The sequence below is a fragment of the Collinsella aerofaciens genome (assembly GCF_040910185.1).
Taxonomy (GTDB): Bacteria; Actinomycetota; Coriobacteriia; order Coriobacteriales; family Coriobacteriaceae; genus Collinsella; species Collinsella aerofaciens_BF.
In genome coordinates this window covers 1-26269 of sequence record NZ_JBDGBA010000024.1, presented here as the reverse complement: position 1 = coordinate 26269, position 26269 = coordinate 1, and the positions used below count along the sequence as shown (strand labels likewise).

Annotated in this window: 28 protein-coding genes, 1 tRNA gene and 1 pseudogene; 7 read left to right on the top strand and 23 right to left on the bottom strand. The window is 62.4% G+C overall.

The window, feature by feature from the left end; all coding sequences use genetic code 11:
- From AB5Z54_RS08740 to AB5Z54_RS08725, 4 genes and pseudogenes are all read left to right on the top strand, one after another.
- Positions 1-245: pseudogene (locus tag AB5Z54_RS08740) on the top strand (hypothetical protein); the annotation flags it as partial.
- On the top strand, positions 238-426 hold the full coding sequence (locus tag AB5Z54_RS08735; RefSeq protein WP_368161237.1) for a hypothetical protein: 189 nt from the start codon (positions 238-240) through the stop codon (positions 424-426). The pseudogene AB5Z54_RS08740 and the gene AB5Z54_RS08735, both read left to right, overlap by 8 nt.
- A 45-nt stretch (positions 427-471) precedes the next feature.
- A complete protein-coding gene (locus AB5Z54_RS08730; protein ID WP_368161235.1) occupies positions 472-1134 on the top strand; it encodes a response regulator transcription factor in 663 nt (220 codons plus the stop codon).
- A gap of 26 nt (positions 1135-1160) precedes the next feature.
- A complete protein-coding gene (locus AB5Z54_RS08725) occupies positions 1161-2558 on the top strand; it encodes a sensor histidine kinase (protein ID WP_368161234.1) in 1398 nt (465 codons plus the stop codon).
- 12 nt (positions 2559-2570) lie between these two features.
- Here AB5Z54_RS08725 and AB5Z54_RS08720 read toward each other — a convergent pair whose 3' ends face one another.
- Both AB5Z54_RS08720 and AB5Z54_RS08715 read right to left on the bottom strand, forming a co-directional pair.
- A complete protein-coding gene (locus tag AB5Z54_RS08720; RefSeq protein ID WP_138341788.1) occupies positions 2571-2765 on the bottom strand; it encodes a ribbon-helix-helix domain-containing protein in 195 nt (64 codons plus the stop codon).
- A 550-nt stretch (positions 2766-3315) separates the two neighbouring features.
- Positions 3316-3915: a DUF1648 domain-containing protein gene (locus AB5Z54_RS08715; RefSeq protein WP_368161232.1), complete on the bottom strand. Its 600-nt coding sequence runs from the start codon at positions 3913-3915 to the stop codon at positions 3316-3318.
- A 624-nt stretch (positions 3916-4539) separates the two neighbouring features.
- On the opposite strand from AB5Z54_RS08715, the gene AB5Z54_RS08710 reads away from it, so the two are divergent.
- Together AB5Z54_RS08710 and AB5Z54_RS08705 are read left to right on the top strand one after the other, a co-directional pair.
- A complete protein-coding gene (locus tag AB5Z54_RS08710; RefSeq protein ID WP_368161230.1) occupies positions 4540-6228 on the top strand; it encodes an ABC transporter ATP-binding protein in 1689 nt (562 codons plus the stop codon).
- A gap of 1 nt (position 6229) precedes the next feature.
- Positions 6230-6658 (top strand): hypothetical protein, encoded by a 429-nt coding sequence (locus AB5Z54_RS08705; RefSeq protein ID WP_368161228.1) that lies wholly within the window; start codon positions 6230-6232, stop codon positions 6656-6658.
- Positions 6659-7108: 450 nt separating this feature from the next.
- On the opposite strand, the gene AB5Z54_RS08700 is transcribed toward AB5Z54_RS08705, so the two are convergent.
- Together AB5Z54_RS08700 and AB5Z54_RS08695 are read right to left on the bottom strand one after the other, a co-directional pair.
- Positions 7109-7348 (bottom strand): hypothetical protein, encoded by a 240-nt coding sequence (locus AB5Z54_RS08700; protein WP_022093933.1) that lies wholly within the window; start codon positions 7346-7348, stop codon positions 7109-7111.
- A gap of 12 nt (positions 7349-7360) precedes the next feature.
- On the bottom strand, positions 7361-7765 hold the full coding sequence (locus AB5Z54_RS08695; RefSeq protein ID WP_368143251.1) for a hypothetical protein: 405 nt from the start codon (positions 7763-7765) through the stop codon (positions 7361-7363).
- A gap of 164 nt (positions 7766-7929) precedes the next feature.
- Here AB5Z54_RS08695 and AB5Z54_RS08690 point away from each other — a divergent pair, with 164 nt between their 5' ends.
- Complete coding sequence (locus tag AB5Z54_RS08690) at positions 7930-8469, top strand: DUF6273 domain-containing protein (protein ID WP_368161226.1); 540 nt, start codon at positions 7930-7932, stop codon at positions 8467-8469.
- A 514-nt stretch (positions 8470-8983) separates the two neighbouring features.
- On the opposite strand, the gene AB5Z54_RS08685 is transcribed toward AB5Z54_RS08690, so the two are convergent.
- From AB5Z54_RS08685 to AB5Z54_RS08595, 19 genes are all read right to left on the bottom strand, one after another.
- Positions 8984-9060: transfer RNA gene (locus AB5Z54_RS08685), tRNA-Pro, on the bottom strand.
- An 80-nt stretch (positions 9061-9140) separates the two neighbouring features.
- A complete protein-coding gene (coaBC, locus tag AB5Z54_RS08680) occupies positions 9141-10355 on the bottom strand; it encodes a bifunctional phosphopantothenoylcysteine decarboxylase/phosphopantothenate--cysteine ligase CoaBC (RefSeq protein WP_368161225.1) in 1215 nt (404 codons plus the stop codon).
- Positions 10356-10357: 2 nt separating this feature from the next.
- Positions 10358-11077 (bottom strand): zinc ribbon domain-containing protein, encoded by a 720-nt coding sequence (locus tag AB5Z54_RS08675; protein ID WP_022095087.1) that lies wholly within the window; start codon positions 11075-11077, stop codon positions 10358-10360.
- Positions 11074-11883: a Nif3-like dinuclear metal center hexameric protein gene (locus AB5Z54_RS08670; RefSeq protein ID WP_368134749.1), complete on the bottom strand. Its 810-nt coding sequence runs from the start codon at positions 11881-11883 to the stop codon at positions 11074-11076. The genes AB5Z54_RS08675 and AB5Z54_RS08670 overlap by 4 nt, the downstream gene beginning before the upstream one ends.
- Entirely contained in the window at positions 11880-13058 is a 1179-nt protein-coding gene (locus AB5Z54_RS08665; RefSeq protein WP_368134750.1) for a cysteine desulfurase family protein, read from the bottom strand. The genes AB5Z54_RS08670 and AB5Z54_RS08665 overlap by 4 nt, the downstream gene beginning before the upstream one ends.
- Before the next feature lie 6 nt (positions 13059-13064).
- Positions 13065-13736, bottom strand: a complete 672-nt coding sequence (rpe, locus tag AB5Z54_RS08660) for a ribulose-phosphate 3-epimerase (RefSeq protein ID WP_368134751.1) — start codon at positions 13734-13736, stop codon at positions 13065-13067.
- 18 nt (positions 13737-13754) lie between these two features.
- Positions 13755-14762, bottom strand: a complete 1008-nt coding sequence (locus AB5Z54_RS08655) for an NAD(P)H-dependent glycerol-3-phosphate dehydrogenase (protein WP_368134752.1) — start codon at positions 14760-14762, stop codon at positions 13755-13757.
- 9 nt (positions 14763-14771) lie between these two features.
- Complete coding sequence (gene plsY, locus AB5Z54_RS08650; protein ID WP_368134753.1) at positions 14772-15455, bottom strand: glycerol-3-phosphate 1-O-acyltransferase PlsY; 684 nt, start codon at positions 15453-15455, stop codon at positions 14772-14774.
- The gene (der, locus tag AB5Z54_RS08645; RefSeq protein ID WP_035138458.1) at positions 15448-16782 is read right to left on the bottom strand and encodes a ribosome biogenesis GTPase Der; all 1335 of its coding nucleotides are present in this window, start codon (positions 16780-16782) and stop codon (positions 15448-15450) included. The genes plsY and der overlap by 8 nt, the downstream gene beginning before the upstream one ends.
- A 10-nt stretch (positions 16783-16792) precedes the next feature.
- Positions 16793-18235 carry a DUF512 domain-containing protein gene (locus AB5Z54_RS08640; protein WP_368134754.1) on the bottom strand — a complete coding sequence of 481 codons (1443 nt, stop codon included), beginning with the start codon at positions 18233-18235 and terminating at the stop codon, positions 16793-16795.
- A gap of 2 nt (positions 18236-18237) precedes the next feature.
- The gene (locus AB5Z54_RS08635; protein WP_349100544.1) at positions 18238-19137 is read right to left on the bottom strand and encodes a 4-hydroxy-3-methylbut-2-enyl diphosphate reductase; all 900 of its coding nucleotides are present in this window, start codon (positions 19135-19137) and stop codon (positions 18238-18240) included.
- Between the two features lie 2 nt (positions 19138-19139).
- The gene (locus AB5Z54_RS08630) at positions 19140-19868 is read right to left on the bottom strand and encodes a lysophospholipid acyltransferase family protein (RefSeq protein WP_349100545.1); all 729 of its coding nucleotides are present in this window, start codon (positions 19866-19868) and stop codon (positions 19140-19142) included.
- A 3-nt stretch (positions 19869-19871) separates the two neighbouring features.
- The gene (cmk, locus tag AB5Z54_RS08625) at positions 19872-20558 is read right to left on the bottom strand and encodes a (d)CMP kinase (RefSeq protein WP_368134755.1); all 687 of its coding nucleotides are present in this window, start codon (positions 20556-20558) and stop codon (positions 19872-19874) included.
- A gap of 66 nt (positions 20559-20624) precedes the next feature.
- Positions 20625-21587, bottom strand: a complete 963-nt coding sequence (locus tag AB5Z54_RS08620) for a pseudouridine synthase (protein WP_438265582.1) — start codon at positions 21585-21587, stop codon at positions 20625-20627.
- A complete protein-coding gene (scpB, locus tag AB5Z54_RS08615) occupies positions 21574-22302 on the bottom strand; it encodes an SMC-Scp complex subunit ScpB (RefSeq protein ID WP_089571912.1) in 729 nt (242 codons plus the stop codon). Before scpB ends, AB5Z54_RS08620 begins: the two co-directional genes overlap by 14 nt.
- A gap of 11 nt (positions 22303-22313) precedes the next feature.
- Positions 22314-23123, bottom strand: a complete 810-nt coding sequence (locus AB5Z54_RS08610; protein ID WP_349100547.1) for a segregation and condensation protein A — start codon at positions 23121-23123, stop codon at positions 22314-22316.
- Positions 23124-23207: 84 nt separating this feature from the next.
- On the bottom strand, positions 23208-23891 hold the full coding sequence (locus AB5Z54_RS08605; RefSeq protein ID WP_349100548.1) for a site-2 protease family protein: 684 nt from the start codon (positions 23889-23891) through the stop codon (positions 23208-23210).
- 9 nt (positions 23892-23900) lie between these two features.
- A complete protein-coding gene (locus tag AB5Z54_RS08600) occupies positions 23901-24197 on the bottom strand; it encodes a hypothetical protein (RefSeq protein WP_238057677.1) in 297 nt (98 codons plus the stop codon).
- Positions 24184-26217 (bottom strand): ABC-F family ATP-binding cassette domain-containing protein, encoded by a 2034-nt coding sequence (locus tag AB5Z54_RS08595; protein WP_368134756.1) that lies wholly within the window; start codon positions 26215-26217, stop codon positions 24184-24186. The genes AB5Z54_RS08600 and AB5Z54_RS08595 overlap by 14 nt, the downstream gene beginning before the upstream one ends.
- Between the last annotated feature and the right edge of the window lie 52 nt (positions 26218-26269).

Genomic DNA, 26269 nt, shown 5'->3' with positions numbered 1-26269 from the left:
GATCGGGGAAATTGCGTTGGCGGAATCGGCTAAAGTGCGATGGCGAAATTGGTTGTTTTTACAGTAGCGCTAACACCTGGCCCGCGCGCCTGGGGTCGCTCGGGGTAGAGGCCTTCATCGACGCCGCACGCGCGGCGGGCCCTCTCCTCACGACTGCGCTCGCTGGCCTCGTGCTCACCCTGGCAGCCGCCGCCGTCCTTCTGGCCTGGTTCTGCCGTTTCGAGGACGGGAGGGCAGATGAGTAGGAAGCCGCTCGCCGCCGTGCCCGCCCTCCTCTCCGCAGCGCTCGTCCTGGGCGGGAATGCCCTGCTCGACGCCGGCTGGGGGTCGGCGCTGCGCTCGATCGCCGACCGCGTGCTGCCCAACCCTGAGATCGCCATGTGGGCGCCCGCGCCCGCGGCTGCGCGCGGGGCTCTGGACCGCTGAGCGCGGCGCAAGTACAATGCCGACGGGAGTTTCAGGAGGTCGAACATGGCGAGGATACTGGCAGTGGATGATGAGCGGGCGATCCTCGACGCGCTCGCGCGCGTCCTCGGCCGCGACGGTCATGAGGTCGTCAAGGCAACGGACCCGACGGCGGTCCCGGGGATGGACCTCTCGCGCTTCGACCTCGTGCTCTGCGACGTCATGATGCCGGGGCTCGACGGCTTCGAGCTCGTGCGGCAGATCCGCCCGGACTTCGACGGGCCCATCGTCTTCCTGACCGCGCGCGTGGCCGAGGAGGACGCCGTGGCCGGCTACGGCCTGGGCGCCGACGACTACGTCCGCAAGCCCTTCGGGGCCGCGGAGCTGCGCGCCAAGGTCGCGGCCCATCTACGCCGTGAGCGCCGGCCGCGCTCGCACGCCCTCTCCTTCGGGGAGGTGCGGATCGACCTCGGGGCGCGCGGCCTCGCCGTGGGTGGCGAGGCCGTGCCGCTCACGCCCACCGAGTACGCCATCTGCGAGTACCTCGCGCGCCACCCCGGGCAGGTCATGAGCCGCGCGCAGATACGCGAGGCGGTGCTCGGCTGGGAGAGCGACGCCGACGACGCGGCCATATCCATGCAGGTCAGCCGCGCCCGGAGGAAACTCTCCGAGGCCGGCGCCGATCCGATCGCGACCGTCTGGGGGATGGGGTACAAGTGGCAGCTCTGAGGACCGGGGCGCGAGGTCGCGGGGGCATGCCGCTCTCCTTCGTCATCGCGCGCTACTTCGCCTACGCGTTCGCGGCGGTCGCCACGGCGTGGCTCGCCTCGTTCATGGCGCTCTCCGCGGCGATCGACGCGGGCTTCGTCTACGAGGCAAGCTGGGGGCCGGCCAATGCGCGCGAGGTCGCGGAGGACCTGGCACGCGACGGCGTCTGCGGGCAGCAGGACGTGCCGACGGCGTACCGCTACCTCATCCTGAATAAGGACGGATACGTGCTGATGACAGACCTCGAGGGCACGCGGCTCGAGGACGCGACGGAAATGGCCCGCGCGGCACTCGCCACGGATCCGGGCACAGTGGAGATCGAGGGCGGGGGCTCGGGCCTCACCTACGCCGCGTTCCCGCTCAAGGGCGGCGGGGCCTGCGCACTCGTCAGCGAGTACCTGCCGCAGTGGGTCTCGCGCGACCTCGCCGGCCTGCTTCCCAACCCGCAGAACCTCATGCTCGTCGGCGCCGCTGCGGGAAGCGCGCTCGCGCTCGCGCTCGTGGCGCGCCGCGCGAGCCGCGTGATCTCGCGCAAGATGGCGCCGCTCGCGGAGGCGGCGGAGCGCGTCGGCGCGGGGGAGCTCGACTTCGCGGTCGGCAGCACCAACGTGCGCGAGGTGAACGACGTCCTCGCCGCGATGGACGCCATGCGGACCTCCCTCGCCGAGTCGCTCGAGGCCCGCTGGGCCGCGGAGCGGGGGCAGCGCGAACAGGTGGCGTCGCTCGCCCACGACCTCAAGACGCCGCTCACCGTGCTGCGCGCCAACGCCGACTTCGTGGCGGAGGAGCTGGAAGACGAGAAAGACGCCGACCTCGCGGCCGCCGCGCGCGACATAGCCGGCAGTGTCGAAAGGCTCGACGGCTACGTGCGCCTGCTCATCGAGGCCTCGCGCGGGTCCGGCGGGGCGGAGAGGGCCCCCATGCGGCCGGCCGAGCTCTGCGAGCAGGTCCTCGCCGAGGCCGCCCAGATCGCCCGGGCGCGAGGCGTGACGCTCGACGCGGCCACGGGCCCCGCTGTCGCGGGCGCGCCCGAGGCCCCGCTCGACCGAACCGCCCTGGCGCGAGCCGCCGCGAACCTCGTGGCCAACGCCGCCGAGCACGCGCGCTCGCGCGTGGCGGTCTCCTGCGACGTCGCGGGCGGGCGCCTCGTCATCGAGGTTGCCGACGACGGACCGGGCTTTTCTCCCGCCGCCCTCGAACGCGGCTGCGAGCGCCTCTTCACAGACGACTCCTCCCGCTCCTCGCGCGACGGAGGCCGCCACTACGGGCTCGGCCTCCACGCCGCCTCCGAGGCCGCAAGCGCCCACGGGGGCTCCGTCTCGCTCGCCAACAGCCCCTCGGGCGGCGCGGTGGCCACCATCGCGGTCCCCCTGTGCGGGGCCTGACGACTCAGGCCCTCACACTGGCATACCTCGCAACCAAACGCTTCCCGGATAATTCATGAGGCCGTACTCGTATTCGAGCCTGCCTATCTCTGCGGCAAGCGCCTCCGTCATGTAGAAGTTTTTCGTGCGGCCCGTCGACTTCGCCAGACGGTCGTACCTGTTCGCAAGGTCCTCGGGGATTCTCAGGGCTGCGGTGGCGGTTGCCATGACGCACCTCTTGGTTAGATGTAATACGTATATTTCTTTCTATCACATCACCCGAACCCCGCACCGGCGTACGGCCGCATCTGCTTTTTACCTTACATTGTGTCAACCGGTCCATGCCCGGCATATTCTGCCGGATTGAATCAACCGTTAAATCAATCCGAGCCTTTAAGGGGCGGTTGAAATCCTTCGAGGACTGAGGGCACCGTCCCTAGGTCGGCTCCTCGATGGCCTCGGCTGAATTCCCCTGCAATCGACCGCATGGGTTCCGGCACGGGGTTCTGGCGCTGACCGAACGGGGCGCAAGACTCGGCCCTCGGTCGTGCCGGACGGCATACGTTTTGAGACCGGCAAGCTGTTGCCGGCTCGAGGACAGCGGCCCGGTGCACCGGGCCGATCAATAGAGGACTCAGGTTCACAGCGCAGTTTCTTGGGGCTCGCATATATAGGAAGACTTGATCGGCAATCGATTTTAATGAAGTCGACAGCGCATGTCAGAGCTTTCAACAAATTTAACATGCCACCCTTTATATCCGCACGCGCGTAATTCAACTCATAAGGACCGGCTATCCCTTACCTGTGACACAATCTCAAACGCACAGAACAGAATCATCAGTCCAATCATCGCATAAGAGGCAGCCGAACCTTCAAGCACTATTCCACAAAGAACAATCTCCGCGCCGCCAATAAGAACTGTTATCAGGCGCTCTGCCTTTTTGCTCTCGCCGCTCGCATAAAAAGACGGCAAAGCGCACAAGATCACATATAGCCCGGGAAGGGAATACAGGATCGATAGTCCAAGCCCCCCATCAACCGCAGTGTTTTGCGTAAGAATCAACTGAACCCAAACGGCAATTATCACTGAGCAGGTTGTCGATAAAAGAAGACTGGAAATATAGCACGCAACAAAGTCCCGTCGCATTCGAACAGAGAAATCCGCGAACTCTCTTCGCCGCGTGGAAACAATAAGGTACACAGAAATTGCAATAGAACCAATCAGAGAAAACAGCGGAACAACCAGCAATTCAAGCTTATTACCCCATCGATCAACCACACCCCCACTCCAATGAGCGGGAATTGTATCAGGGAGGACTGACCAAGCCGCCCATAGAATCAGAAATGGAAGAATAGAGAGGATGAACGATGATAACACTGCAGTAATTTTTTGAGGCTCTCATCGATTCCGCATCTCCTTGCGCGCCCACATTCCACTCCGCCTTAAATCAAGTATAAATAGATGGCGCTCGGTATTATTGGCGTAATCGCGATAGCGATTACCGCCGTTGTTTCTTTAAAAATGGTAGGAATACATGTCTCCAAGAATTGATATATCGATTGACGAGCTGCCCGAAGCGTCGAGCCTTCTTGATGGACATGACTATTCGTCACAAATCATTCAGCGTATCGCCGGGGTTCCAGTAATACTCGATGCATCGGGATGCCCTCATTCCCCTTTTTTCGAAGTTGAATATGATGACAGGACGACTAGGTTTACAAGTCAAGCAAGTTAATAATCTATGTAGTCAATATAATACCGTTGAACCCGCATATCGATACCGCTCAGCCATTCGCCTCGCCCCCGTCGCACGTATCTTCATCCGGTCTGTTACTTTTAATCTAACAATTCTTTGAGGAACGTAGGTGCTTCTAAATGTACTGTCGACTTCTTCTCAAACTAATCCTAAGAGACAGGGCCGTATGGATTTGTACGCTCGTTCTCGCTGCAGCCTTTTCCGCCCCCATTGCGTTCAATTCACCCATCTACGGGCCCTTCTTTATGAAACAGGGCATGCAGGGCTTTGTCGACGCATTCAATACGCGCGCGCCCCAGGCCAGCGGCACAGACCTATCTCCAGAGCAGCAAGATGACGCGGAGCTTGCAAGATACGCGAACGCCGCCCTCGCCGCCCAAACCGACGCCGCCTTTCTCGATTCTGCCGAGAGCTACTACGCGCTCATGGGCGAAGGCTTCCAATCCGGGTCCATCGTGGGAGACCGAGAGACCAATGACGCAGACCTCGCGTATTGCCGTGCCCTGAGCAGCTCCGGCATCACGGATATCCCGGCCTCCGCAAGCGACCTGCCATTCCTTTCCTTCCTGCCTTACGCCGTTGCCACGGCGCCGTCTTTCCTTCCCTTCATCCCCTTCCTTCTCTCGTCGATACTCGTGCTCGGCGCCACAAGGCCTGCGACCCTGGCGGCGAAGGCGCCCGTGCCCAAATTCCGGCGCCTTATCCAGATCGTGTTTTCGATAATCGCCGCGGGGACCGCGATGCTCCTCGCCGGCCTCGCACCCGGGGGCATTTACGCCTCGGTCCTAAACGGCTTCGGGCAAATTGGGTACCCGATCGCCTTCTTCCGTGACGGCGCGCTTGCCACCACGACCGCGGGAGACGTCTTCACGACCCTGCTTCTCGCGCTGCTTGCGGGCGGAACCTTGATATCCGTTTGCTCCGCCGTCCTATCGACCGCAACGAGGCGCGTCCTCGCGGGCCCCCTTGCCTCAGCGCTGCTTGTCGCGGCCCCGGCATTCCCGTTGCTGTCCGATTCGGCGCTGGGGCATAACGCCGCGCTCGGGCTCCTGCCGCTGGCCGTGTTCTCGCCTATCGAGGCAACGGGTTACGTAGGATGCTTCCCGACAGAATTCATTGGCTCCGGTTCAGGCAGCGCATCGATGCTTGCCGTGGCCCTGGCATACGTCGCGGTCTTTTTTGCGGTCGGCGCCGTTGCGACACGTTCGCCCAAACAGCCTGGACCCGCGAAAAAGCACCATGGGCTCGAGCTTCTGGACGCGAGCGTGGGATACGGAAGCACGACGATACTTTCAATCGGGTCGCTTTTCCTGAGCCCGGGAACGGCGGCGGGCCTCGTTGCTCCCAACGGCTCGGGGAAAACCACCCTTCTTGAAGCGCTGTCGGGCCAATTTCCCACCCGCATCCGCTCGGGAAGCCTGGCGGCAGACGGAATCTGCCAACGTCGATCAGCCGAATTCGCAGAACTCGTCTACCTGAGCTCTTCGGGCAGCGCGGATCTCTATCCCACGCTATCGGCCATCGAGCACCTTGCTTTCGTTAGGGAGGCGTGGAAATCGGCCGCCGACATCGACTCGCTCTGCGACTCCCTCGGAATCTCCCCATATCTCGACAAGCCGACCCGTAAACTCTCGACAGGAATGAAGCAGCAGGTAAAGCTTGCCATGGCGATAGCGACCGATTGCCCGTACCTCATCCTCGATGAACCGCTGAACGGCCTCGATCCGGGAAAGCGGAAAACCTCCTGCGACGCGATGCGCAGCGAGGTGGCGCGGGGACGCAGCGTGCTCATCTCAAGCCATCTACTCGACGACCTGGCAGACCTCACCAACTCGTTCTACTTCATCGAGGCCGGCACGCTCGTGGAAAAGATCAAGTCGTCCTCGCAGACGCTCAAGCAGGAATACCTCGATACATACGAGGGAGGTGAATGACATGATAGGCAAGAGCTATGCAAAGATAGCGATTGTTGGCTTTGTACTTTGTCTTGCAATGGTGCTATGTGCATCATTTGCGAGGTATAGGTCCGAGCAGTCGTTCATCGATGGCGCTGAAAATGGGTTTGGCATAGACGGGATGTATGTCAACGATGGCGCGACCAGGCCGTCTATGGCGATTCTTGCAGGCGAAGACATGGAATGGCAAATCTGTAATGGCGACGGCTCTTGTCTGAGTGGTCGTTTGGCCGCAACGAGCGACCCGAATTCGTTCGATCTTCTCGACAATGATGGAGCGGATTGCGGTTCAGTTCACCTTTCATATGCATCGCGAGATGGGATGGACGGCATTCTCTACGTCTCCCACGATACTGGCGATTTCAAGATGCGTAGGACTAACCGGGTGCCGGCTTTTATCGAGGAGTGAGAGTTCCCGGCGGCCTGCCGATCAGGCCGCCGGGCTATCGGGCCCCGCATTCATCCGTACACACACGGATGAATGCGGGAAGTGTCCGGATAAAGTTGATAATCAAGGAAACAAAGCCGTTCTGCCTGGGACGGCTTTGGCCTGGACTTTAACTACAACATCGCAATCGACACTTATCAGCTCGCGCAACGCGCATGGCCAAATCTCGGACGCTGGTGCATGGAGGACCTTCGAGATTTACTGGACATCCAAAACGACGACGCACACCGCGTGCTCGCCGACAGCGAAGACGAGATGGCTGTCTACAATGCGATCAGAAACAGTGTGAAGTCCGGAGAGCTTTCTGTGGAACCGCCGCGCCGTCGCGCGAGCCGACCGGGCAACCCGGGCAATCTGGTCCCGGCTCTCCCGGTCGTATTCCTACGATATCGCTCCTAGATCACCAATGTGTCAGATAAAGAATGAGGCAATGGCTATGATCACGCCTACGGCAGATGCAACGACTGCGCCTTTTTTCCTCTCCTTTAGTCCGACGAATAGGGTTGCCGTAAAGTAAAGGGCGGAAATGCAGGCTATGGCAAGCGAAACGAGTTCCTTGGGCGGTTTCAGCAAAAGGTCGCTAGCAAAGAGTAATGCAAGCAGGGCAAAGCCGATTGTGGTCAAGTATCTCGATTGATTTTGCGACAACATGGCAACTTCCTTTCAGAACATGCAAGTGAAAAGTCGGTACGATGTCATTGCGGTTGCAAAAAAGCCGCCGCTAGGACCGGTTGTCACGAGACCGGCGATAACTTCAGCGGTGCCAGCAAGCTGGAGATCGCGCAGGCGAGCCTCCTCCTTCGCGTTCAGCTTGACCTTGTGAGGGACGGGGCGGTTATTTGCAAATCCGTGAGAATCGCACCACGCCTTGGAATATGAATCCGTGCAGCGTCCGCGCTCAAAAAGGGATATATCGTAATTTTCGTCGTAGTTGTCTCCGACGTAGATTTCGCTGCTCTCGGCGGGAGATCCATCGTCGGCATAGGCTGCCGCAACGGGCACAAATGGTGTCATGACAAGGGAGAGGCAAAGAGCTGCTGAGACGATGGAGGGCAGGCAGTTCTTCATGGCTGGCTCCTTAATCTGGCCTTTGATAGTTACTTGATGTCGCCTCCTTCCGCTTTATATCCGTTGTATTTGGCGTATTTCTTTAATAAGGCAAGGGGTTCTTCCTCTCCTTCGGATAAGCCGATGATGTTTCCTTGATCATCCAGTATGAATACGGACGGAATATGCTCAAGTTCATATTGGTCATACACGGTCTTATCTTAATTTTTGCTGATGGCTCAGGCAAGGCGGGGCTTACGTTCGAGGCGACCAACAATGCCCTGGCCCTACAGAGAATAAACGCCACGAACACGCACGCCGGCGGCTGGGAGAAGTCCGAACTCCGCGGCCGCCTCAATACCGGCGACCTCTGGTCGCTTTTGCCTTGCGAACTCCAGTCCAAGGTGAAGTCCGTCACGAAGATGACCGACAACCTGGGCGGCGGCAAGGCAGGCACCCCCTCGGCCACGACTGACAAGGTCTTCCTGCTCTCGATGACTGAAGTCTACGGTGACCTCCAGTCTGACGGCGCCCAGTACGAGTACTACAAATCCAAGGGCGTGACAACGTCGAACTATTCCAGTGCTTCGTCGAGCAGCTATCACTGGACTCGCTCCGTGCATCCGAGCAACTTCGCGTCCTTCCGCTGTGTCCACAGCAACGGCAACTATGACTGCTACAGCGCGACGAACATCTACTGCGTGTTCCCCGCCTTCTGTTTTTAGCCTCATCTGCAACCAATGAAAAGCCCGTGCGATTCTGCGCGGGCTTTTCATTTGGCAACCAAACGAACGATTCTCGTCTTGAGGCATAGTTATCGGTTTGAGTAGAAATGGGGTCACACAGCGGCTCTCAGAGCGCCAGCCGAACTCTCCCGCCATTACCGCTGCGGCATCCTCGTATGGAGCCCATCCTGCTTGGCGTTTCGTTGCAACAGCCAACTTGTCCACCGATCAAGTGAACCACTGGAATAAATACAGCGACACGCTTGTACGTTACAGTCGCTATATTGGCGTAAATCGCCGCAATAAATGCCGCCAATTCTCGGCGTGTACCTGCCGCGCGTATGTAGATTCATATCGCGTTAATAAATCGGCCCAAGCGTGTGCAAAACGCGCAAGTAGCCGCAAAAGGCGATTATCGCGCAGGTAGATTTTTGGCACCCTGTTGCTTAATCAAAATTAAGCAATTGCTTAAAACAAAAAAGGTCAGGCACTAGGTGCCTGACCTGCAAACTTCTGGTCGGGACGACTGGATTCGAACCAGCGACCCCTTGACCCCCAGTCAAGTGCGCTACCAAGCTGCGCCACGTCCCGAAGCTTTTGTTTGTTGCTCTGCTCTCGCTCGCAACAGGGAGTATATTAACCCGAAACTTTGCCCTTGTGCAAGAACTTTTTTAACTTTTTTGAAGCAAGTCCAAAATTGTATCTGCGAGCTGGGGTTTTGTTAGCACGGGAAGTTCCTGTGTACCCGCTGTGCTCACAATCCAGGCCTTGTTAGTGTCGGTTCCAAAGCCCGAATCGGCGCGCGAGACATCGTTGGCGATAATGGCATCACAACCCTTGCGGGCGAGCTTACGCTGCGCGTACTCCACGACGTTATCGGTCTCGGCCGCAAAGCCGATCACGCGCCGCTCTCCCTTCTGGCGCGAGAGCTCGGCCAAAATATCGACCGTTTCGACAAGCTCGATGCGATCCAAGCGTTCGTTGGACTTTTTGAGCTTATGGTCCGCAGGGGTGGCGGGGGTATAGTCGGCGACGGCGGCCGCACAAATTGCCGCATCGGCCGTCTGGAAGGCGCTCGCCGCCGCCTGCAGCATCTCTGCGGCGGTCTGCACGCGCACGCACTCCATGCCGCCGGGCACATCGAGCGATGTCGGTCCCAACACGAGCGTGACCTCGGCACCGCGGCGAGCAGCCTCCCCCGCCAGGGCGATGCCCATCTTGCCCGACGAACGGTTGCCAATGAATCGCACCGGGTCGATCGGTTCGTGCGTGGGGCCGGCGGTAATCACGATGCGCTTGCCTGTCAGGTCTTGCGGCGCGGGACTGAGCACCTCACAGACGGCCTCGACGATGTCCTCGGGCTCGCTCATACGGCCCGTGTCCACGTCGCCGCAGGCAAGGTAGCCGCTGCCGGGGCCAACCACGTGCACCCCGCGGTCGCGCAGCGTGGCCATATTGGCCTGTGTTGCCGGCGCCTTCCACATGCCGTTGTTCATAGCGGGTGCGATCACGATGGGCCGCGGCGTCGCCAGCAGCGAGGTGGAGATAAGGTCATCGGCGACGCCTTTGGCCATCTTGGCGATGATATTGGCCGTCGCGGGCGCCACGACCACCAGGTCGGGCTCCTGTGCGAGCGAGATGTGGTGGATAGGGTCGGAGGGATCGTCGAATAGGCCCACGGCAACGGGCTCGTTGGTGAGCGCACGGAAGGTGAGCGGGCCCACAAACTCGGTGGCATGCTCGCTCATGACGACCTTGACGCGCGCGCCGCGCTTTTGCAGCAGGCGCACGATATTGCACGACTTATAGGCGGCGATCCCGCCGGTAATACCCAGCAGGATCGTTTTTCCCTCAAGTTGCATTGAATTGTTGGATGCCGCCGTCATTGCTAGGCTTCCTTGCTCGGGAGTACCAGGAGGCGGTGGCAGTACGGGCAGTGCGTAATCTCGCTACCGTCGTGGTTGAGGTCGCTCATGGACGATGCCTGCAGCGCGGTGTGGCAAACCGTGGGGATGTTGCCCTGGATGGTCTCGACGGCAAGGCCGCGGAACTGCTTGAGCAGACGCTCGTAGTCGGTGAGCACGTCGGCCGGCAGCGTGGCGGCAAGCGCGGTGCGCTCCTTAGTGGCGGCGTCAATCTGAGCCTGCAGGTCGGCAGCCTTGGCGCGGGCGGCCTTGGTATCGGCCTTCACGCCCTCCTCGAACTTGGCGATGATTGCCTGCGCGCGGGCCTCGCGGTCGAGCGCCTCCTTATGGGCGATGACGACATCCTTGCGGGTGTGCTCAATCTTGTCCAGACGCTTGGCCAGGGTTGCGAGTTCATTCTCCAGGTCCTGAACCTCGCGGTAGTCGGAGCCGTCGACATGGCGCTTCTTGGCAGCCTCGATGGCGTTGTTGGTCTGAATCTCGGTGGTGTTGAGATCGTCGAGCTCAATGTCCAGATCCTTGCGCTGGGCGTAGAGCTTGGTCATCTCGGACTTGAGCTTCACATAGGTCTTGCGCTTGGAAGCGAGCTCCTTGAGCTCCGGCATATTGGCAAGTTCGCTCTTGTTGCGGGCGAGCTCCAAATCGATCTGTTGCAGCTTGAGTAGCGTAGCGCCGGCGCTCATAAGTTCTCTCCTTTTGTCACAGTCCACCATTGGCAAGGGTTCAGTATTTTAATCGCATGACGGGGGTCGACCCCGGCGTCAACTGCAGAGTTCATCAATATATCAACGAACGGCTCTTCGGAGCGGTCGTGGCCGAGCAAGATCACCGGCAGCCCGCGCAAGGCAAGGTCTTGCGCCACGTGGTAGCCTGCCTCGCCGGTTACGATGACATCTGCGCCCGCGGCGATGGCGAGCTCTCCAAAGTCGCCCAGGGAGCCGCCCAAAATAGCGACGGTACGGCATGCGTGCTCGGCTTCGCCCCACACACGCGGGTCACTGCCGAAGGCCGTGGCAGCACGGGTGGCAAGATCGCGCAGCGTGCATGGGTCGTTGAGCGTTGCAAGCGCGCCCAGGCCGCAGGCCTCGGGGTCGTCCACATGCTCCAGTGAGCTCACGGGTGCGGCACCCAGCAGCTCACTCAGGCAGGTGCGCGCTTCGTGCGAGCGGTCCAGATTGGTATGGAGTGAAATAATGCTCACGCCGCAGCGGGCGGCCTCATAGAGCGCCGCGCTGCACTGGGGGCGTGACGCATCCGACGGACAAAACGCCTCGGGCGCCTTGATATAGATGGGATGATGCGTTAGCAGCACGTTGACGCCGGCCTCCTGGGCGCGGTGCACATTGGCTTCGGTCGCATCGAGTGCGCAGGCAACACCGGTAATCTCCGCGGCAGGGTCGCCGACGGAGAGTCCTACATGGTCCCAACTCTCGGCATCGGTCTTGGGATGGCGTGCCAGCAGAGCGCGCTCAAGCTCGGCGACGATCATGCGGCACCCACGATTGAGAGCAGCGTCTGGGCAAACTCGTCCAGATCGGCCGGGTTCACGCGGTCATCAAACGAGATACGCAGAGCGCCCAATGCCTGCTCGCGACCAATGCCCATGGCGCTGAGAACATGGCTCGGGTCCATGCTGCCACTCGAGCACGCCGAGCCGGCCGAAACCTCAAAGCCGGCGGCGTCGAGCTTGATGATGAGCTCCTCGGAGTCCATGCCGTCAATGTAGATCGATACCATGCCGGGCAGACGGTCGGCCTGCGCATAGTCGCCCATGGTGGCGTGAATGCGCGGATGGGCCGTAAGCGCGGCGTAGAGCTTGTCGGACAAGGCCTGCAGCGTCGCACGCTCCTGGGCCACATGGGGCGCCAGCGTGCGGGCGGCAGCGGCAAAGGCCAGCTGCGTGCGCAGGTCCTGCGTACCGGCGCGACGGCCGGCTTCTTGTCCACCGCCAAAGATGCGCGGACGCAGCGGCGTGCGGTTCTTAAGGTAGAGCGCGCCAGATGCCACAGGACCGCCGATCTTATGCGCGGCAACGGTCATGGCATCGACGCCCAACTCGGTGGCATCGAGCGGAATGTGCAGATAGCCCTGGATGGCATCGGTGTGGAACAGGGCGCCCACGGTATGCGCGACCGTGGCTAGCTCACGGATGGGCTGCACCACGCCGGTCTCGTTGTTGGCTGCCATGATGCTCACGAGCGCGACGTCGTCGCCAAGCAAGTCGTTCAGCGCGGCAGGCTCGATGTAGCCCGCACGGCAGGGCTGAACTAGGTCGACGGTAAAGCCGGCGGCACGCAGCAGCGGCAGGTTGTCCAGGATCGAATCGTGCTCGATGGCAGATACGATCACGCGGTTACGCTTACGGTCGCGCTGACGTGCACCCTCGGCAAGACCGAGTAGCGCCAGCTGGTTGGCTTCGGTGCCGCCGTTGGTCAGAACAATCTCAGACGGGCGAACGCGCGCGCCAAAGCTGCGGGCGATCTCGCGACGTGCAACCTCCAGACGCGCGGCAGCCTTGCGGCCGAGCGAGTGCAGCGAGTTGGGGTTGACGCCCGCAAGCTCGCTATCGTCGTACTCACGCTGCGCAAGGCGCGCCTCGGCGCGCATGGGCGTCGAGGCGGCGTAGTCAAGATTCACGGGTATGCGGTTTTGACCTGCGGTCATAAGGGTTTATGCCTCCTGTGCAGCCTCGTTGCCCAGCTTCTGCAGCAGCGCAACCTCGGCAGCGGGATCTTCGGACTTAAATACGGCAGAACCGGCCACGAGCACGTTGGCGCCGGCCTTGACGACCTCGGCAATGTTCTTGGAAGAAATGCCACCGTCGACCTCGATGAGGGGCGAAACGCCGTGACGCTCGCACATGGCCTTGAGCTCGTGGAGCTTAGCGATGGTGCCCGGGATAAAGCTCTGACCGCCAAAGCCCGGGTTCACGCTCATCAGCAGCACCATATCGACGACGTCGATGATGCTATCGAGCACGCACACGGGGGTGGCGGGGTTGAGCACCACGCCGGCCTTAACGCCGCGCTGTTGCAGATGGGTGAGCGTGCGGTGCAGGTGCGTGGAAGCCTCGTAGTGCACGGTGATCATGTCGGCACCGGCGTCGGCGTACCAATCGACCGTCTCATCGGGGTTCGACACCATCAGGTGCGCGTCGACCGGTACATCGGTGGAGCGCTTGACGGCCTTAAGGATGTCGACGCCAAAGGTCAGGTTGCCGGTAAAGTGGCCGTCCATGACGTCGAAGTGCACAAAGTCGGCACCGGCGATCTTGTCGAGTTCGCCCTTGAGGTTGGCCATGTCGGCCGAGAGGACGGACGGAGCGATTTTAATGGAACCCATGGTAGTAGCCTTTCTGCGCTAGTCGGTGAGTCCGTAGAACTCTTGAGAAGGGACGCGGTCGGTGAGAATCTCGAGCGCCCTATCCAAAGTAACACCGTTGTAGAGCGTTTGCTCGACGGCAAAGGTGAGCGGAATGTCTACGCCCAGTGAACGTGCAAGCTCGCTGACGCTGCGGGCGGCGACGGCGCCCTCCACCACCATATGCGTGCGCGTCTGGTACTCGTCGAGCGACACGCCGTGGGCAAACTCGTAGCCAAAGGTGCGGTTGCGCGAATGCTCCGAGGTGCAGGTGGCAATGAGGTCACCCATGCCGGCAAGCCCCATGCAGGTCATAGCTTGACCGCCGCGGGCGTGCACCAGGCGGCTAATCTCGGCCAAGCCGCGCGTCATGATGAGGGCAAGTGTGTTATCGCCCGCGCCCGAGCCGGCGGAGATGCCGCACACGATGGCGATGACATTTTTCATGGCGCCGCAGACCTCGACACCGGTCATGTCTTGCGACAGATAGATGCGGAAGGCCGTGGACAGGAGCAGGTCCTTAAAGGTCTCCCCTATCTGCGGATCTTTGCTGGCGATGACGGCGGCAGAAAGCCCGCCGCGGCAGATCTCCTCGGCATGGTTGGGGCCCGAGAGCGCCGCCACACGTGCCTCGTTGCCGATCTCGCTGGCGATGACCTCGCTCATGAGTAGGCCGGACTCGGGCTCAATGCCCTTGGTGAGGCAGAGCACCGGGGTATCGGCGGCGATAAAGGGCGCGGCCTGGTGGCACACGCTGCGAAGGTGCGTCGAAGGAACGGCAAAGATGATGGCCTCGGCGCCGTCGAGCGCCTGCACGAGCTCGGTCGTGGCGACGACGTTGCCGGGCAGCTCGTAGCCCACAAGGTAGCGGGGGTTGCGGTGCTCGCCATTGATGCCGGCGGCCGTCTGCTCGCTATGGGCCCACATGGTCACGCGCTCGGCTCGCGCGGCGGCAAGGCCGGCGACGGCGGTTCCCCAGGAGCCGGAGCCAATCAGCGCAACATTCATGACTCTCTCCTACTTATCGTCGGGCTCGGTGACGCGCTTGGTAAACGAGAGCTTGGACTCCTTACCCGTCATGAGTTTTTTGATGTTCGCACGATGGGCCCACACCACGGTGATGCCGATCAGCGCCATGCAAAACTTAAGTCCCAGGCTGCTGTACGGAAAGACCGCGCAGACGGCAATGGGAAGACCGATGGCCGCGGCGAGCGAGCCCACCGACACGAACTTGGTGATGACGACGGCCACGATAAACATGCCCAGCAGCGACAGGCCAATAGGCCAGTACCAAGCGAGGATGACGCCCAGACCAACCGCGATACCCTTGCCGCCGTGGAAGTTGAGATAGGGCGAGAAGATATGGCCCCACACGGCTGCCAGGCAGATGACGCCGAGCATCCAGTCGCCGGCGGCGCCGGGGGCCATAATGCTCACGGGGAAGCCATAGCCCAAGTCGGCAATGAGCGGACGCGCGATAAGGACGCTGATGGCGCCCTTAAGGCAGTCGAGCAGCAGCGTGAGCGCGGCCACCTTGGGGCCGGCCACACGCAGGGCGTTGGTGGTGCCGATGTTACCGGAGCCCGCCTTGCGGATGTCCGTGTGGTTGAACACGCGGCCCAGAATCAGGCCAAACGGAATCGCCCCGATAAAGAACGAGACCACGGCGCAGATGGCGGTCAGCAGAATCGGATTATGCATCCTTTTGCTCCTTCTTCCTAAAGAAGAGTCGAATGGGCGTGCCGGCAAAATCGAAGGTCGAGCGCATGCGGTTCTCGATGTAGCGCTGATAGGTGTCGTTGACCAGATCGCTGTGGTTGACGAAGAACGTGAACGTCGGCGGGTTGACGCCCGTCTGGGTCACGTAGTGCATGCGCAGGCGGCGCTTGCCGTCCACCACGGTATGACCGAACTCGCGCAGATCGGTGAGGAACGTGTTGAGGCGCGAGGTGCTGATCTTTTGCGAGCGCGTCTTTTCGGCGGCGTCGACCATCGCCCAGATCTTCTCGACGCTGCGGCCAGTGAGGGCAGAGATGCGCAGGTACTGGGCCCAGGGAGCCATGACGCCCAGACGGCGGTCGATGGTCTCCATGCAGGCCTCGCGCTTACGGTCATCGTCGAGCAGATCCCACTTGTTGAGCAGCACAACGATGGCGCAGCCGCGCTCGATGGCAAGACCCATGACCTTCTGGTCCTGCTCGGTAACGCCCACGGAGGCGTCGACGACGAGCAGCGCCACGTCGGCGCGGTCGATGGCGCGCAGGCCGCGAACCATGGAGTAGTACTCGATGTTCTCGTACACGGTGCTCTTCTTGCGAATGCCCGCGGTGTCGACCATGCGGTAGTGCTTGCCGTTGCGCTCGACGACCGTGTCGATGGCGTCGCGCGTGGTGCCGGCAATGTTGGACACGATGGAGCGGTCGGCGCCCAGGATGCGGTTGAACAGCGAAGACTTACCGGCGTTGGGGCGGCCGATGATGGCGACGTTCAGCGCGTCGGGGAACTCGTCGGCGACTTCGTCCTCTTCCTCGGGAAGCAGGGCCACGATGTCGTCGAGCAGGTCGCCCGTGCCGTGGCCGTGCAGGGCCGAGAGCGGCGTGGGCTCGCCGATGCCGAGCGAATAGAACTCCCAGATGCTGTCGTTCTCGCGATCGGGGTTGTCGAGCTTGTTCACCAGCAGAAAGACCGGCTTGTCGCAGCGCTTGAGCATGCGAGCGACTGACTCGTCCTCCTCGGTAACGCCGGTGCGGCCGTCGACCACAAACAGGATGACGGCGGCTTCCTCGGCGGCGGCGAGGGCCTGGTCGCGAATGGACGTGGCGAAGACGTCATCGCTCTTGAGCGGCTCGATACCGCCCGTGTCGACGATGGTGAACTCGCGGCCGTTCCAATCGGCCGTGTGATACGAGCGGTCGCGCGTGACGCCGCGGGACTCGTGGACGATGGCGTCCGAGGTCTGGGCCAGGCGGTTAACGAGCGTGGACTTGCCCACGTTGGGGCGTCCGACGACGGCGACGATAGGTTTCATCTGCTCTCCTTTAATGGGTAGGGTCAGTGGAAGTGTTAGAGTCTGCGGGCACAATGCCAAGGATGTGTTCCAGGGTATCGAGCAGCTCATGCGGCATGGTCGACACCACATGAACCTCGGCGCCGCGACTGGTAAGGCTTGCGAGTAAATCGTCACGATGATACTCGTCAAGCGTCATGCCGTCAGCGTTGAACATGAGCTTAGGCACAAAGAGCATAACCCCCGACAGGTCTTGGGGCAGCTGCTCCAAGATGTCACACGCGACGATGAGGCCGGTCACGTCCACATTGCCGCCAAAGTAGCGGTTCTTGATGGCTGTGACGGTGCCGGCGAGACCATACGGCGACTCCACAAAGCGCGCCACGGTGTCGCGTGCGCTGGCGCCTGAGAGACATAGAAGCCGCTGGTTGCGGGCGGCGACGGCCTCGCGGACGCGGGCCAGACGCTCGTCGTCGGTAGTCAGCACATCGTCCGTCTCGTCCAGATACGAGCGGATCATGCCGATGCCGTCGTAGTACTGCGGGTAACCGTCGTAAAAGTCTGCCTCGGGAGGATCGATGCCGGCGTCCAGATAGAACTCGTCGCTCATCTGGAAGGTGTGGCGGCCAAAGCGTTCGTAGGCACGATCCTGGTAGGGACGGATCATGGCAATGGTCTCGCGTGCTAGCTCGGGCTTGTCGCTGTAGGACCAGCTAAAACGGTTCTGATGCTTGGTAAAACCGAGCGGCACAATGCCCAGGCTTGTGATTTGCTCGTGCTCCTCGCAAAAGCGCAGGGTCTTTTCCAGCTCCTCGCCGTCGTTCATGCCGGGGCACAACACGATCTGCGCGTGAATCTCGATGCCGGCGGCCATGATGGCCTCGAGCACATCCATGCCGCGCTGGGCGTTGCGGCCCATCATGCGTCGGCGGACATCGGGGCTCACGGCGTGGACCGACACGTTCATGGGGCTCATGTTGCGTTGGATGACGTTTTGCACGTCCTCGTCGGTAAGGTTCGTGAGCGTGACAAAGTTGCCCTGCAAAAAGCTCAGGCGGTAGTCGTCGTCGCGAATGTAGAGCGTGGAGCGGCCGCCCTTGGGCAGCATCGTCATAAAACAGAACACGCAGGCGTTTACACAGGTGCGCATGCCGTCGAAGATGGGGCCATCGAACTCAAGGCCCCAGTCCTCTCCCGGGAAGCGGTCGAGCTCGACGGGGGTGACGCTGTTGTCGCGCGGGTCGAAAACCTCGAGGTCGACGGTGTCGTCGTCTGCCTCCCAGAGCCACACGATCATGTCGGTGAGCTGCTCGCCGTTGACCGTGAGCACGCGCATGCCCGGCTCGATACCCACATCCCATGCGGGCGATTCGGGACGCACGTTCTTTACGAGCGCGCCCTCACCCGGCTCGGGGTCGCGGCTGCGCCCGTAATCGGCCACCTCGGCGGCGTATGCGGGTACGGTCTGGTCCATGGTTAGCGGTAAAGCTCCTTGATGCGCTCGACGGCGCGCTCGATGTGTTCTTGCGGGGTGGAGGCTCCGGCGGTGATGCCGATGTGGTGAGCGTCGGTAAACCACGCGCCCTGGAGCTCGGAAGCTTCCTCGATGTGATGCGTGTGCTCGCAGGCGTCTGCGCAAATTTGAGCCAGGCGGCGGGTGTTGCCCGAGTTCTTGCCGCCCACGACGACCATGCAGTCGCAGCGGTTGGCAAGTGTGGCTGCTGCCTGTTGACGCTCACTCGTGGCGGCGCAGATGGTGTTGATCACACGCAGCTCCTGCACGCGCGGGGTGATAGCCGCCACGACCTCGGCGAGGTTCTGCGCGGTCTGGGTGGTCTGCACGACGAGGCCTACCTTGCCCTTGAGCGACAAGGCGTTGGCGTCAGCGGCACAGCTCACGACCTGCGCATCGTCGCCTGCGTGGCCTAGAATGCCCTCGACCTCGGGGTGCCCCGGCTCGCCCACGACGATCACACGGTAGCCCTCGCGCACCAGGCGCTCGGCCGCCACATGGACCTTCTTCACGTAGGGGCAGGTGGCATCGACCACGTTGAGGCCGCGCTTGCGGGCAGCATCGATCACCTGCGGCACTACGCCGTGTGCGCGGATGATCACGGTACCCGATGCTGCGTCGTCCAGAGTCTCGGCCAGGCCAACGCCTGCCTCAGCAAGCTCGCGCACCACGATGGGGTTATGGATGAGCGGTCCCAAGGTATGGACCTGAGCGCACTCCCCTGCCTGCGGCGCGGCGGCCAACGCCATGTCGAGCGCGCGCTGCACGCCGTAGCACGTTCCGGCATGGGCTGCGATCTCGATGGTGGGCGCGCCGTCCTGGTCGGACGCAGTCGCGGAGGTGTTTGTCACGTTCTCGCTCATGGCTAGAACCTACCCGGATGCTCGTCGCACAGATCGTCTCGCATGGCGTAGACGCGGTTCATGGCCTCGGACTCAAACCATTCCAGGCGCTCCGTGCGCTTAAGCCCGGCCGGTGCGTCGGAAAGCGAGACGGCCTTGCCGGCGCGGATCCAGCATTTCTTGGGACGCATGATCTTTTTGCCCGCGGGCGTGATGTCGGACCAGCCGCAGATGGCGAGCGGGTTCACAGGTGCCTTGCCCATCTGGGCGATGAGCGCAAAGCCGCCGTGGACCTCGGGCTTGATCTCGCGCGAGCGGATGCGCGTGCCCTCGGGGAAGATTAGGACGTCCTCGCCGCGCTGCAGCGCATGCTGGGCGGCGCGCAGGCACTTCATGTCGGCGGTACCACGCTCGACGGGAATACCGCCCACGCGGCTAAAGGCCCAGCGTACGATCTTGCTCTTGGCAAACTCGGACTTAAAAATGGGGCGAATGCGGCGGCCGCCAAAGAACAGCGCCGTCTCCACGGCCAAGAGCTCGGCCATCGAGGTGTGGTTGCAGATGACTACGCTCCCGCGGCCGTCCTGGCGCTCAAACAGCAGATCGGCATCCTCGACCTTCCAACGCCACATGAGCTTGGAGAAGGCCCAAAGGATGGCCATGACTACGACGACGGTGCCGCGGATGAGCACTGGGAACTCTGCATAAGGAGCGTTGTAATAATCCTCGGGCGTCTGCTTAAACAGGCGCATGGGCTACCTCCTTTGGTTGATGAGGTCCTCGATGATACGAACGACCTCGTCGATGGTGTGAGCGGTGGAGTCGACGTGCACGGCGTCCTCGGCGGGCACGAGCGGGGCGACCTCGCGGCTGCTGTCGAGCTTGTCGCGCTGCTTAAGGGCGTCGAGGGTCTCGTCGACCTCGGCCTCGAGCTGCTCGGACGTGAGCGGCTGGGCATCGTTTTGGTGACGCTGCAGCACACGGCGACGGGCGCGCTCGCGCGGGTCGGCGGTCAGGAAGACCTTGACCTGCGCGTTAGGGAACACGACGGTTCCGATGTCGCGACCCTCGGCCACGATATCGCGGTCCTCGGCGGCGCGGCGCTGGTGGATGAGCATGGCGGCGCGCACGCCCGGGTAGGCCGAGACCTTGGACACGTTGGCGTCGACCTGCGGGGTGCGAATGGCAGCCGAAGCGTCCTGGCCGTCGATGGTCAGGCGCGTATCCTCACCGGTGCCGTTGGTAAAGCGAATCTCGATCTGCTCGGCGAGGGCGTCGATGGCCGCCTCGTCATCCAGATCGATGCTGCGATCGAGCGCGGCGAAGGTGACGGCGCGATACATGGCGCCCGTGTCGAGCTTGTTAAAGCCCAGCTGGCGGGCGATCTCCTTGGCGATGGTGGACTTGCCGGAACCGGCGGGGCCGTCGATGGCGACGATCATACAATGCTTCCTTTCGGTGGTTGACGTGCTGGTATGATGCGCGGGCGTTGGGGCGCGGTGGGTTGCCTAGCCCGTGTAGCGCTCGCGGTAGGTGTTACGCTTGGGTGCGGAGCCGTGGCTGCCGTGATGACGCGTGCGGCTGGCGGGCGTGCCTTGGGGCTTGCCGCCGCGTATGGCGCTGGCCTGCTTGGGCGGGATACCACCGCTTTTGAGGATCTGCACCTCGCGGTCGGTGAGCTCGCGCCACGAGCCCTTGGCCACGTCCTTGAGCTCCAGGCCGGCAAAGTTGCAGCGATGCAGACGGATTACCGGATGGTGAATCTTGCTCAACATGCGCTTAACTTGATTCTTGCGTCCCTCGCGGATGATGACCTCCACGGCGGTGGTACCGGGCTTGATACCTTGCGGAGCCACGGCCTCGGCCTCGCGCGCGTTAATGACGCGGCAGATCGCCGGCTGGCATAGGCCATCGTCGAGCTCGATGCCGCGACGGAGCGGCTCCAAGTCGCGGTCGGTCAGCTGCCCGTCCACGAGTGCCTGGTAGGTCTTGTAGACGTGCTTGCTCGGGTGCAGCAGGTTCTGCGAAAGGTCGCCGTCAGTGGTAAAGAGCAAAAGGCCTGTGGTGTCGCGGTCCAGGCGGCCCACCGGGAAAAGTCCCGGAAAGCGGTCGCGGGGGACCAGGTCGGCCACGCAAGGGCGCTCCTGCGGATCGCTCATGGTGGTGAGGTAGCCGGTCGGCTTGTAGAGCATCAAGTACACGGCGCCCTGGTTGAGCTTGACGGGCATGCCGTCGACCTCGATGTGATCCCGGTCGACGTCGACCTTGGTGCCCAGTTCGGTCGCGACCTGGCCGTTGACGGTCACGCGGCCGGCGGTCATCAGGTCCTCCGAGCCGCGGCGGCTCGCCACGCCCGCGCGCGCCAAAAAACGCTGCAGGCGCATGGTGTGCGGATAGACGGGCTGGGCGTCGGTTGCGGGTGCTGTGTTGCCCATGGCGCGCGTCTCCCCTACTTCGTTAGTCCTCGTCATGCAAATCCTCCGAGGTCTCGTCGACGACCAGGGTCTCCAAGTCCTCGACTGCCTCAACATCTTCAACATCGGTATCGAGCAGTTCACGCTCTTCGTCCAGGTCCTCGGCCTGTTCCTCGAGCGTGGACTGAATACTGCGGCCGCTCAGACGCTCGCGGATAAACTGGCGCGACTGCTCGTCGGGGGCAAACTGCTCCAGATCGGGCAGGTCGCGGGTGGAGCGCAGGCCGAACTTTTCCAAGAAGGCGTTGGTCGTGCCGTAAATGATGGCCTGACCGCGCTGGGGGTCGCGGCCGAGCTCGCGCACCAGGCCCTTGTCCACGAGCGACGCGATGACGCCGTCAGAATTGACGCCGCGGATGCCCTTGACCACCTCGCGCGTCACGGGCTGGTGGTATGCGATGACGGCCAGGGTTTCGAGCGCCGCCTGGGACAGCTTTTGCGTGTCCCAGCTCAACACATAGGCCTCGACCACGTCGTGGTAAGCGGGGTGCGTGAACAGGCGCCAGCCGCCGGCGACCTCGCGCAGCTGAAAGCCGCGGTTGGCCTCCTCGTACTCAACCTTGAGCTCGGCGAGCAGTGACGCGCACTCGCCGGGGGCGATATCCAGTGCGCCGGCCAGCGCGGGCGCACTCACCGGGTCGCTCGACACCAGCAGCAGCGCCTCGAGGGCGCCTTTGAGGCTGTTTGCCTCCAGCGTGGAAAGGGTTGACATGGTTGCGGCTCCTATTCGGTGAGCTCGGGGCCCTCGCCGGGCACATAGGCCTCGGCGCCCTCGACGCGGTTGATGCGGATGGTTCCAAAGATCTCGTCCTGGCTCAGCGTGAGCGAGCCGCGCTTGGCGAGCTCAAGCATAGCTAGGAAGGTGACGACGAGCTGCTCGGTGGTGGCATCGCCGTCCAGTAGCTCGCGGAAGGTGCAGGTTTGGTGCGCCATGGTAAAGCGGTCGACTGAGGCCACGGTCAGGTCGAGCGGCACGCGATGCGGCGCCACATGCTCGGCCTCCAGCAGGAAGGTCTGGCGCTTGCCGTCCAGGTCGGCACAGATGACGGCCAGGCCGCGCAGGGTGATGCCGGCCAGGTAGTCGGGCATGAGGCCCAAAAACTCGGGGTCGGGGCCGGCCACGCGAGGGTGCATGCGGCTTTCGGCCTGCATTCGGGCCCCGAGAGCCGCCGCCGCGCCCTTAAACTGCTTGTAGGCGATCAGACGCTGAATCAGGACCTCACGCAGGGCGTCACCGTCGAGCGCGCTAAGTTCCTCGAGGTCATCGTCGAACTCGTCATCGTCGTCGGCTTTGCGCGGGGCCTCCTGCGGCACCAGCGAGGCAGCCTTGATGTCCAAAAGGGTCGCTGCGACCAGCAAAAAGTCGCTCGCCACGTCTAGGTCCAGCGCCTCGATACGCTCGGCCTCGGCCAGGTATTGCTCGGCCACCTCGCTAATGGAGATGGCGCCGATATCTACTTTTTGGCGGGTTACCAGCTGCAGCAGCAGGTCGAACGGTCCGCTGTAGACCTGCGTCGACACGCGATACGACATCTTCGACCTCCTTTGACGGCGCCTTCGCGGCGCGGTTTGGGTGCATGTTGCGACCGTTTTGCGCGGTCGACCTGTAAGTTTACCTTAGATGCCGGCGATTGCGAAGTTGAGCAGCCACTCGGCCAGCGGATACACGGTAACGTCGAAATAGCGGCCGATTACATCGATGCCGGTCCACATGGGCAGCAGATACAGCACGATGATGAGTATAGGCATGGCGTATCGTTGCAGCTGGTAGTAGTTGGAGAGCGCCTTACCTTTGAGGAACGGCACGATGATTGACGAGCCGTCAAGCGGCGGAATCGGGATGAGGTTAAAGAACGCGAGCGACAGGTTGACCACGATAAACGTGGCGCCAAAGTTCATGATTTGCGACGCTACGGCAAAGGACATGCTGGTGTAGAGGTTGCCGTAGGCCAGGTGCATGAGGGCTGCGGCCAGGCACGCGAGCGCGATATTCGATGCGGGGCCTGCCGCGCTCACCAGGACCTCGTCGCGCTTGGGGTGCTTGAGGTTGTTGAGGTAGACGGGCACGGGCTTGGCGAAGGCGAAGACCGGGCCGCCGGCCGCGAGCATCAGCAGCGGCAGGAGGACGGTGCCAAACGGGTCGATGTGGTTGAGCGGATTGAGCGAGACGCGGCCACGGGAGCGGGCCGTCTTGTCGCCGAGCGCCCAGGCAGCGGCGGCGTGCGCGCTCTCGTGGATAACAATACCCACGATGACGGCGACGGCGCTGGCGAGCAGATTCATGAAGTAGCTGTTGGACATGGCACTCCCCTAGCGGACGCGGCGCGAGGCGCGCGCGAGCAGGTAGTCGGCCACAAACAGGATGACGGCCACGATGGCGTAATCCAAGCGGAACACGCCGCCAAAGGGCGAGGTGATAACGCCGTAGCCGGCGATGGCACTCGGCAGCGCGCGCGAAAGCTCGACGACAAAGCCGACGATCTGCAGCTTGGCGGTGAGGCCGCTAAAGCACAGCAGCACAGTCATCGCACTCATAAAAATGCCGCAGATGCGACAAGCGATGGCGATGATGCTCATCGCCACGGCGGCGGCCTTACGAGAGTTCACGCGCGGTCTCCTCTTCGATCTGGGTGGAAAGCTCCAGCCATTCGTCCTCGAGCTTGGGTAGCTCTTGCTTAAGGCCGTTATATTCCCCCAGTGCGGCGTTGAACTTGTCTTGATCGGCATAAAGCTCTTCGCTTGCCATCAATTCCATAAGCTCGTCGTAGCGGGCGCGCTTTTTGTCGAGCTCCGCCTCGATCTTCCTGAGCTGGTTGCGCACGCCCTTGAGCTTTTTGTTGAGCGCGGCGCGGGCCTGGGCCTCGGCGCGCTTTTGCTCCTTGGTCTTTTTGCCCTCGGCCGGCTTGGAAGCAGCGGCGGGCGCATCGGGCTGGGCCGCGGTGACCTTGGCGGACTTGGCCGTGGCCGGCACACTCTCCCCTGCCGCCTCGGCGGCGGCGCGGGCCGTAAGGTCCTCGCGCTTGTAGAGGTAGTAGTCGTAGTCGCCGTCGTAGACCGTTACCTTGCCATCGCGGATGTCGATCACGCGGTTGGCAACGGCGCGCACCAGGTGCTCGTCGTGGCTGATCAGCACGATGGTTCCGGGGAAGTTTTGCAGGGCGTTTTCGAGCATGTCCACCGAGTCGATGTCCAAGTGGTTGGTGGGCTCGTCCAGGCACAGGAGCGCCTCGGGGGCCACGAGCATCTTTGCCAGGGCCAGACGCGCCTTTTCGCCGCCGGAAAGGACGCGAACCTGCTTTTCGATGGAATCGTTGTCGCTAAACAGGAAGGCGCCCAGCAGGCTGCGCTGCTGCGGCACGGTCCACTTGGGCGTGACGGTGTCGATCTCTTGCAGGACGGTGTTTGACTCGGTCATGCCCTCGAGTGCGTGCTGAGCGTAGTAGGCCACGCCCACGTTGGTGCCCAGGTCGCGGGTGCCGGTAGTGGGTGGCTCCAGGCCGGCGAGGATCTTCATGAGGGTGGACTTGCCGGCGCCGTTGGGGCCGACGAGCGCCACATGCTCGCCGCGGTAGAGCTTGAGGTCGATGTCACTGTAGATGTGCTTGTCGCCGTAGGACTTGGACACACCCTCGAGGCCCACGACCATATCGCCGGAGCGCGGTGGGTCGGGAAACTTAAAGTCGATGTGCTTGTGGCCTTCGGGCAGAATGACGAGCTCCTTTTTGATCTGCTCGATCTTGCGGATGCGCTCCTGGGCCTGGGCTGCCTTGGTGGGCTTGTAGCGGAACTTGTCAACGAAGACCTGCATGTGGGCGATGTCGCGCTCTTGAGCGGCACGCTTGGCGCGCATCTGCTCCAGGTTGTCCTCGCGCTGCTTGAGGTAGCTGCTGTAGTTGCCGGTGTAGGTGGTCACGCGACGGTTTTCGAGCGCGGCGACGTGGTCGACGCAGGCGTCCATGAAGGCGCGGTCGTGGCTGACGATGAGGACGGCGCCGTCGTAGTTGGCGATAAAGCCGCGCAGCCACTGGACGCTTTCGAGGTCCAAGTGGTTGGTGGGCTCGTCCAGCAGCAGCAGGTCGGGGTGGCGCAGGAAGAGCTTGGCGAGCGCGATACGCATCTGCCAGCCGCCCGAGAACTCGGAGCAAGGGCGCTCAAAGTCGGTGACCTTAAAGCCCAGGCCGGACAGGATCTTGCGGGCGTTGCTCTCGAGCTCGTAGCCGCCCAGATGCTCAAAGCGGTCCTGGACCTGGCCGTACTCGTTGAGGAGCGCATCGACGTCCTTGCCCTGCTCGGAGAGCTCGGTGATCTGAGCCTGCAGCTCGTTGGCGCGCTCTCCCATGCGGCGGATTTCCTTGGCGGCCGCCATGACCTCGGCAAGGATGGTGGTGTTCTTTTGCTCTAGGTTGGTTTCCTGCTCTAGGTAGCCCACCTGGCAGTCCTTGGCGTACTGGACCTGGCCGGCGTCAGGACTGTCGATGCCCATGATGATTTTGAGCATGGTGGTTTTGCCGGCGCCGTTGGGTCCCACGAGCGCGAAGCGCTCGCCGGGGTTGATCTGGAAGGACGCGCCGCTAAAGAGGACGCGTGCGCCGAAGCTTTTTTCGATCTTGTCGACCAGGAGGATCATGGTGCCGCCTTTGACCTTGTGTGCCTATATGAAAAAAGGCCCCAACTTGCGT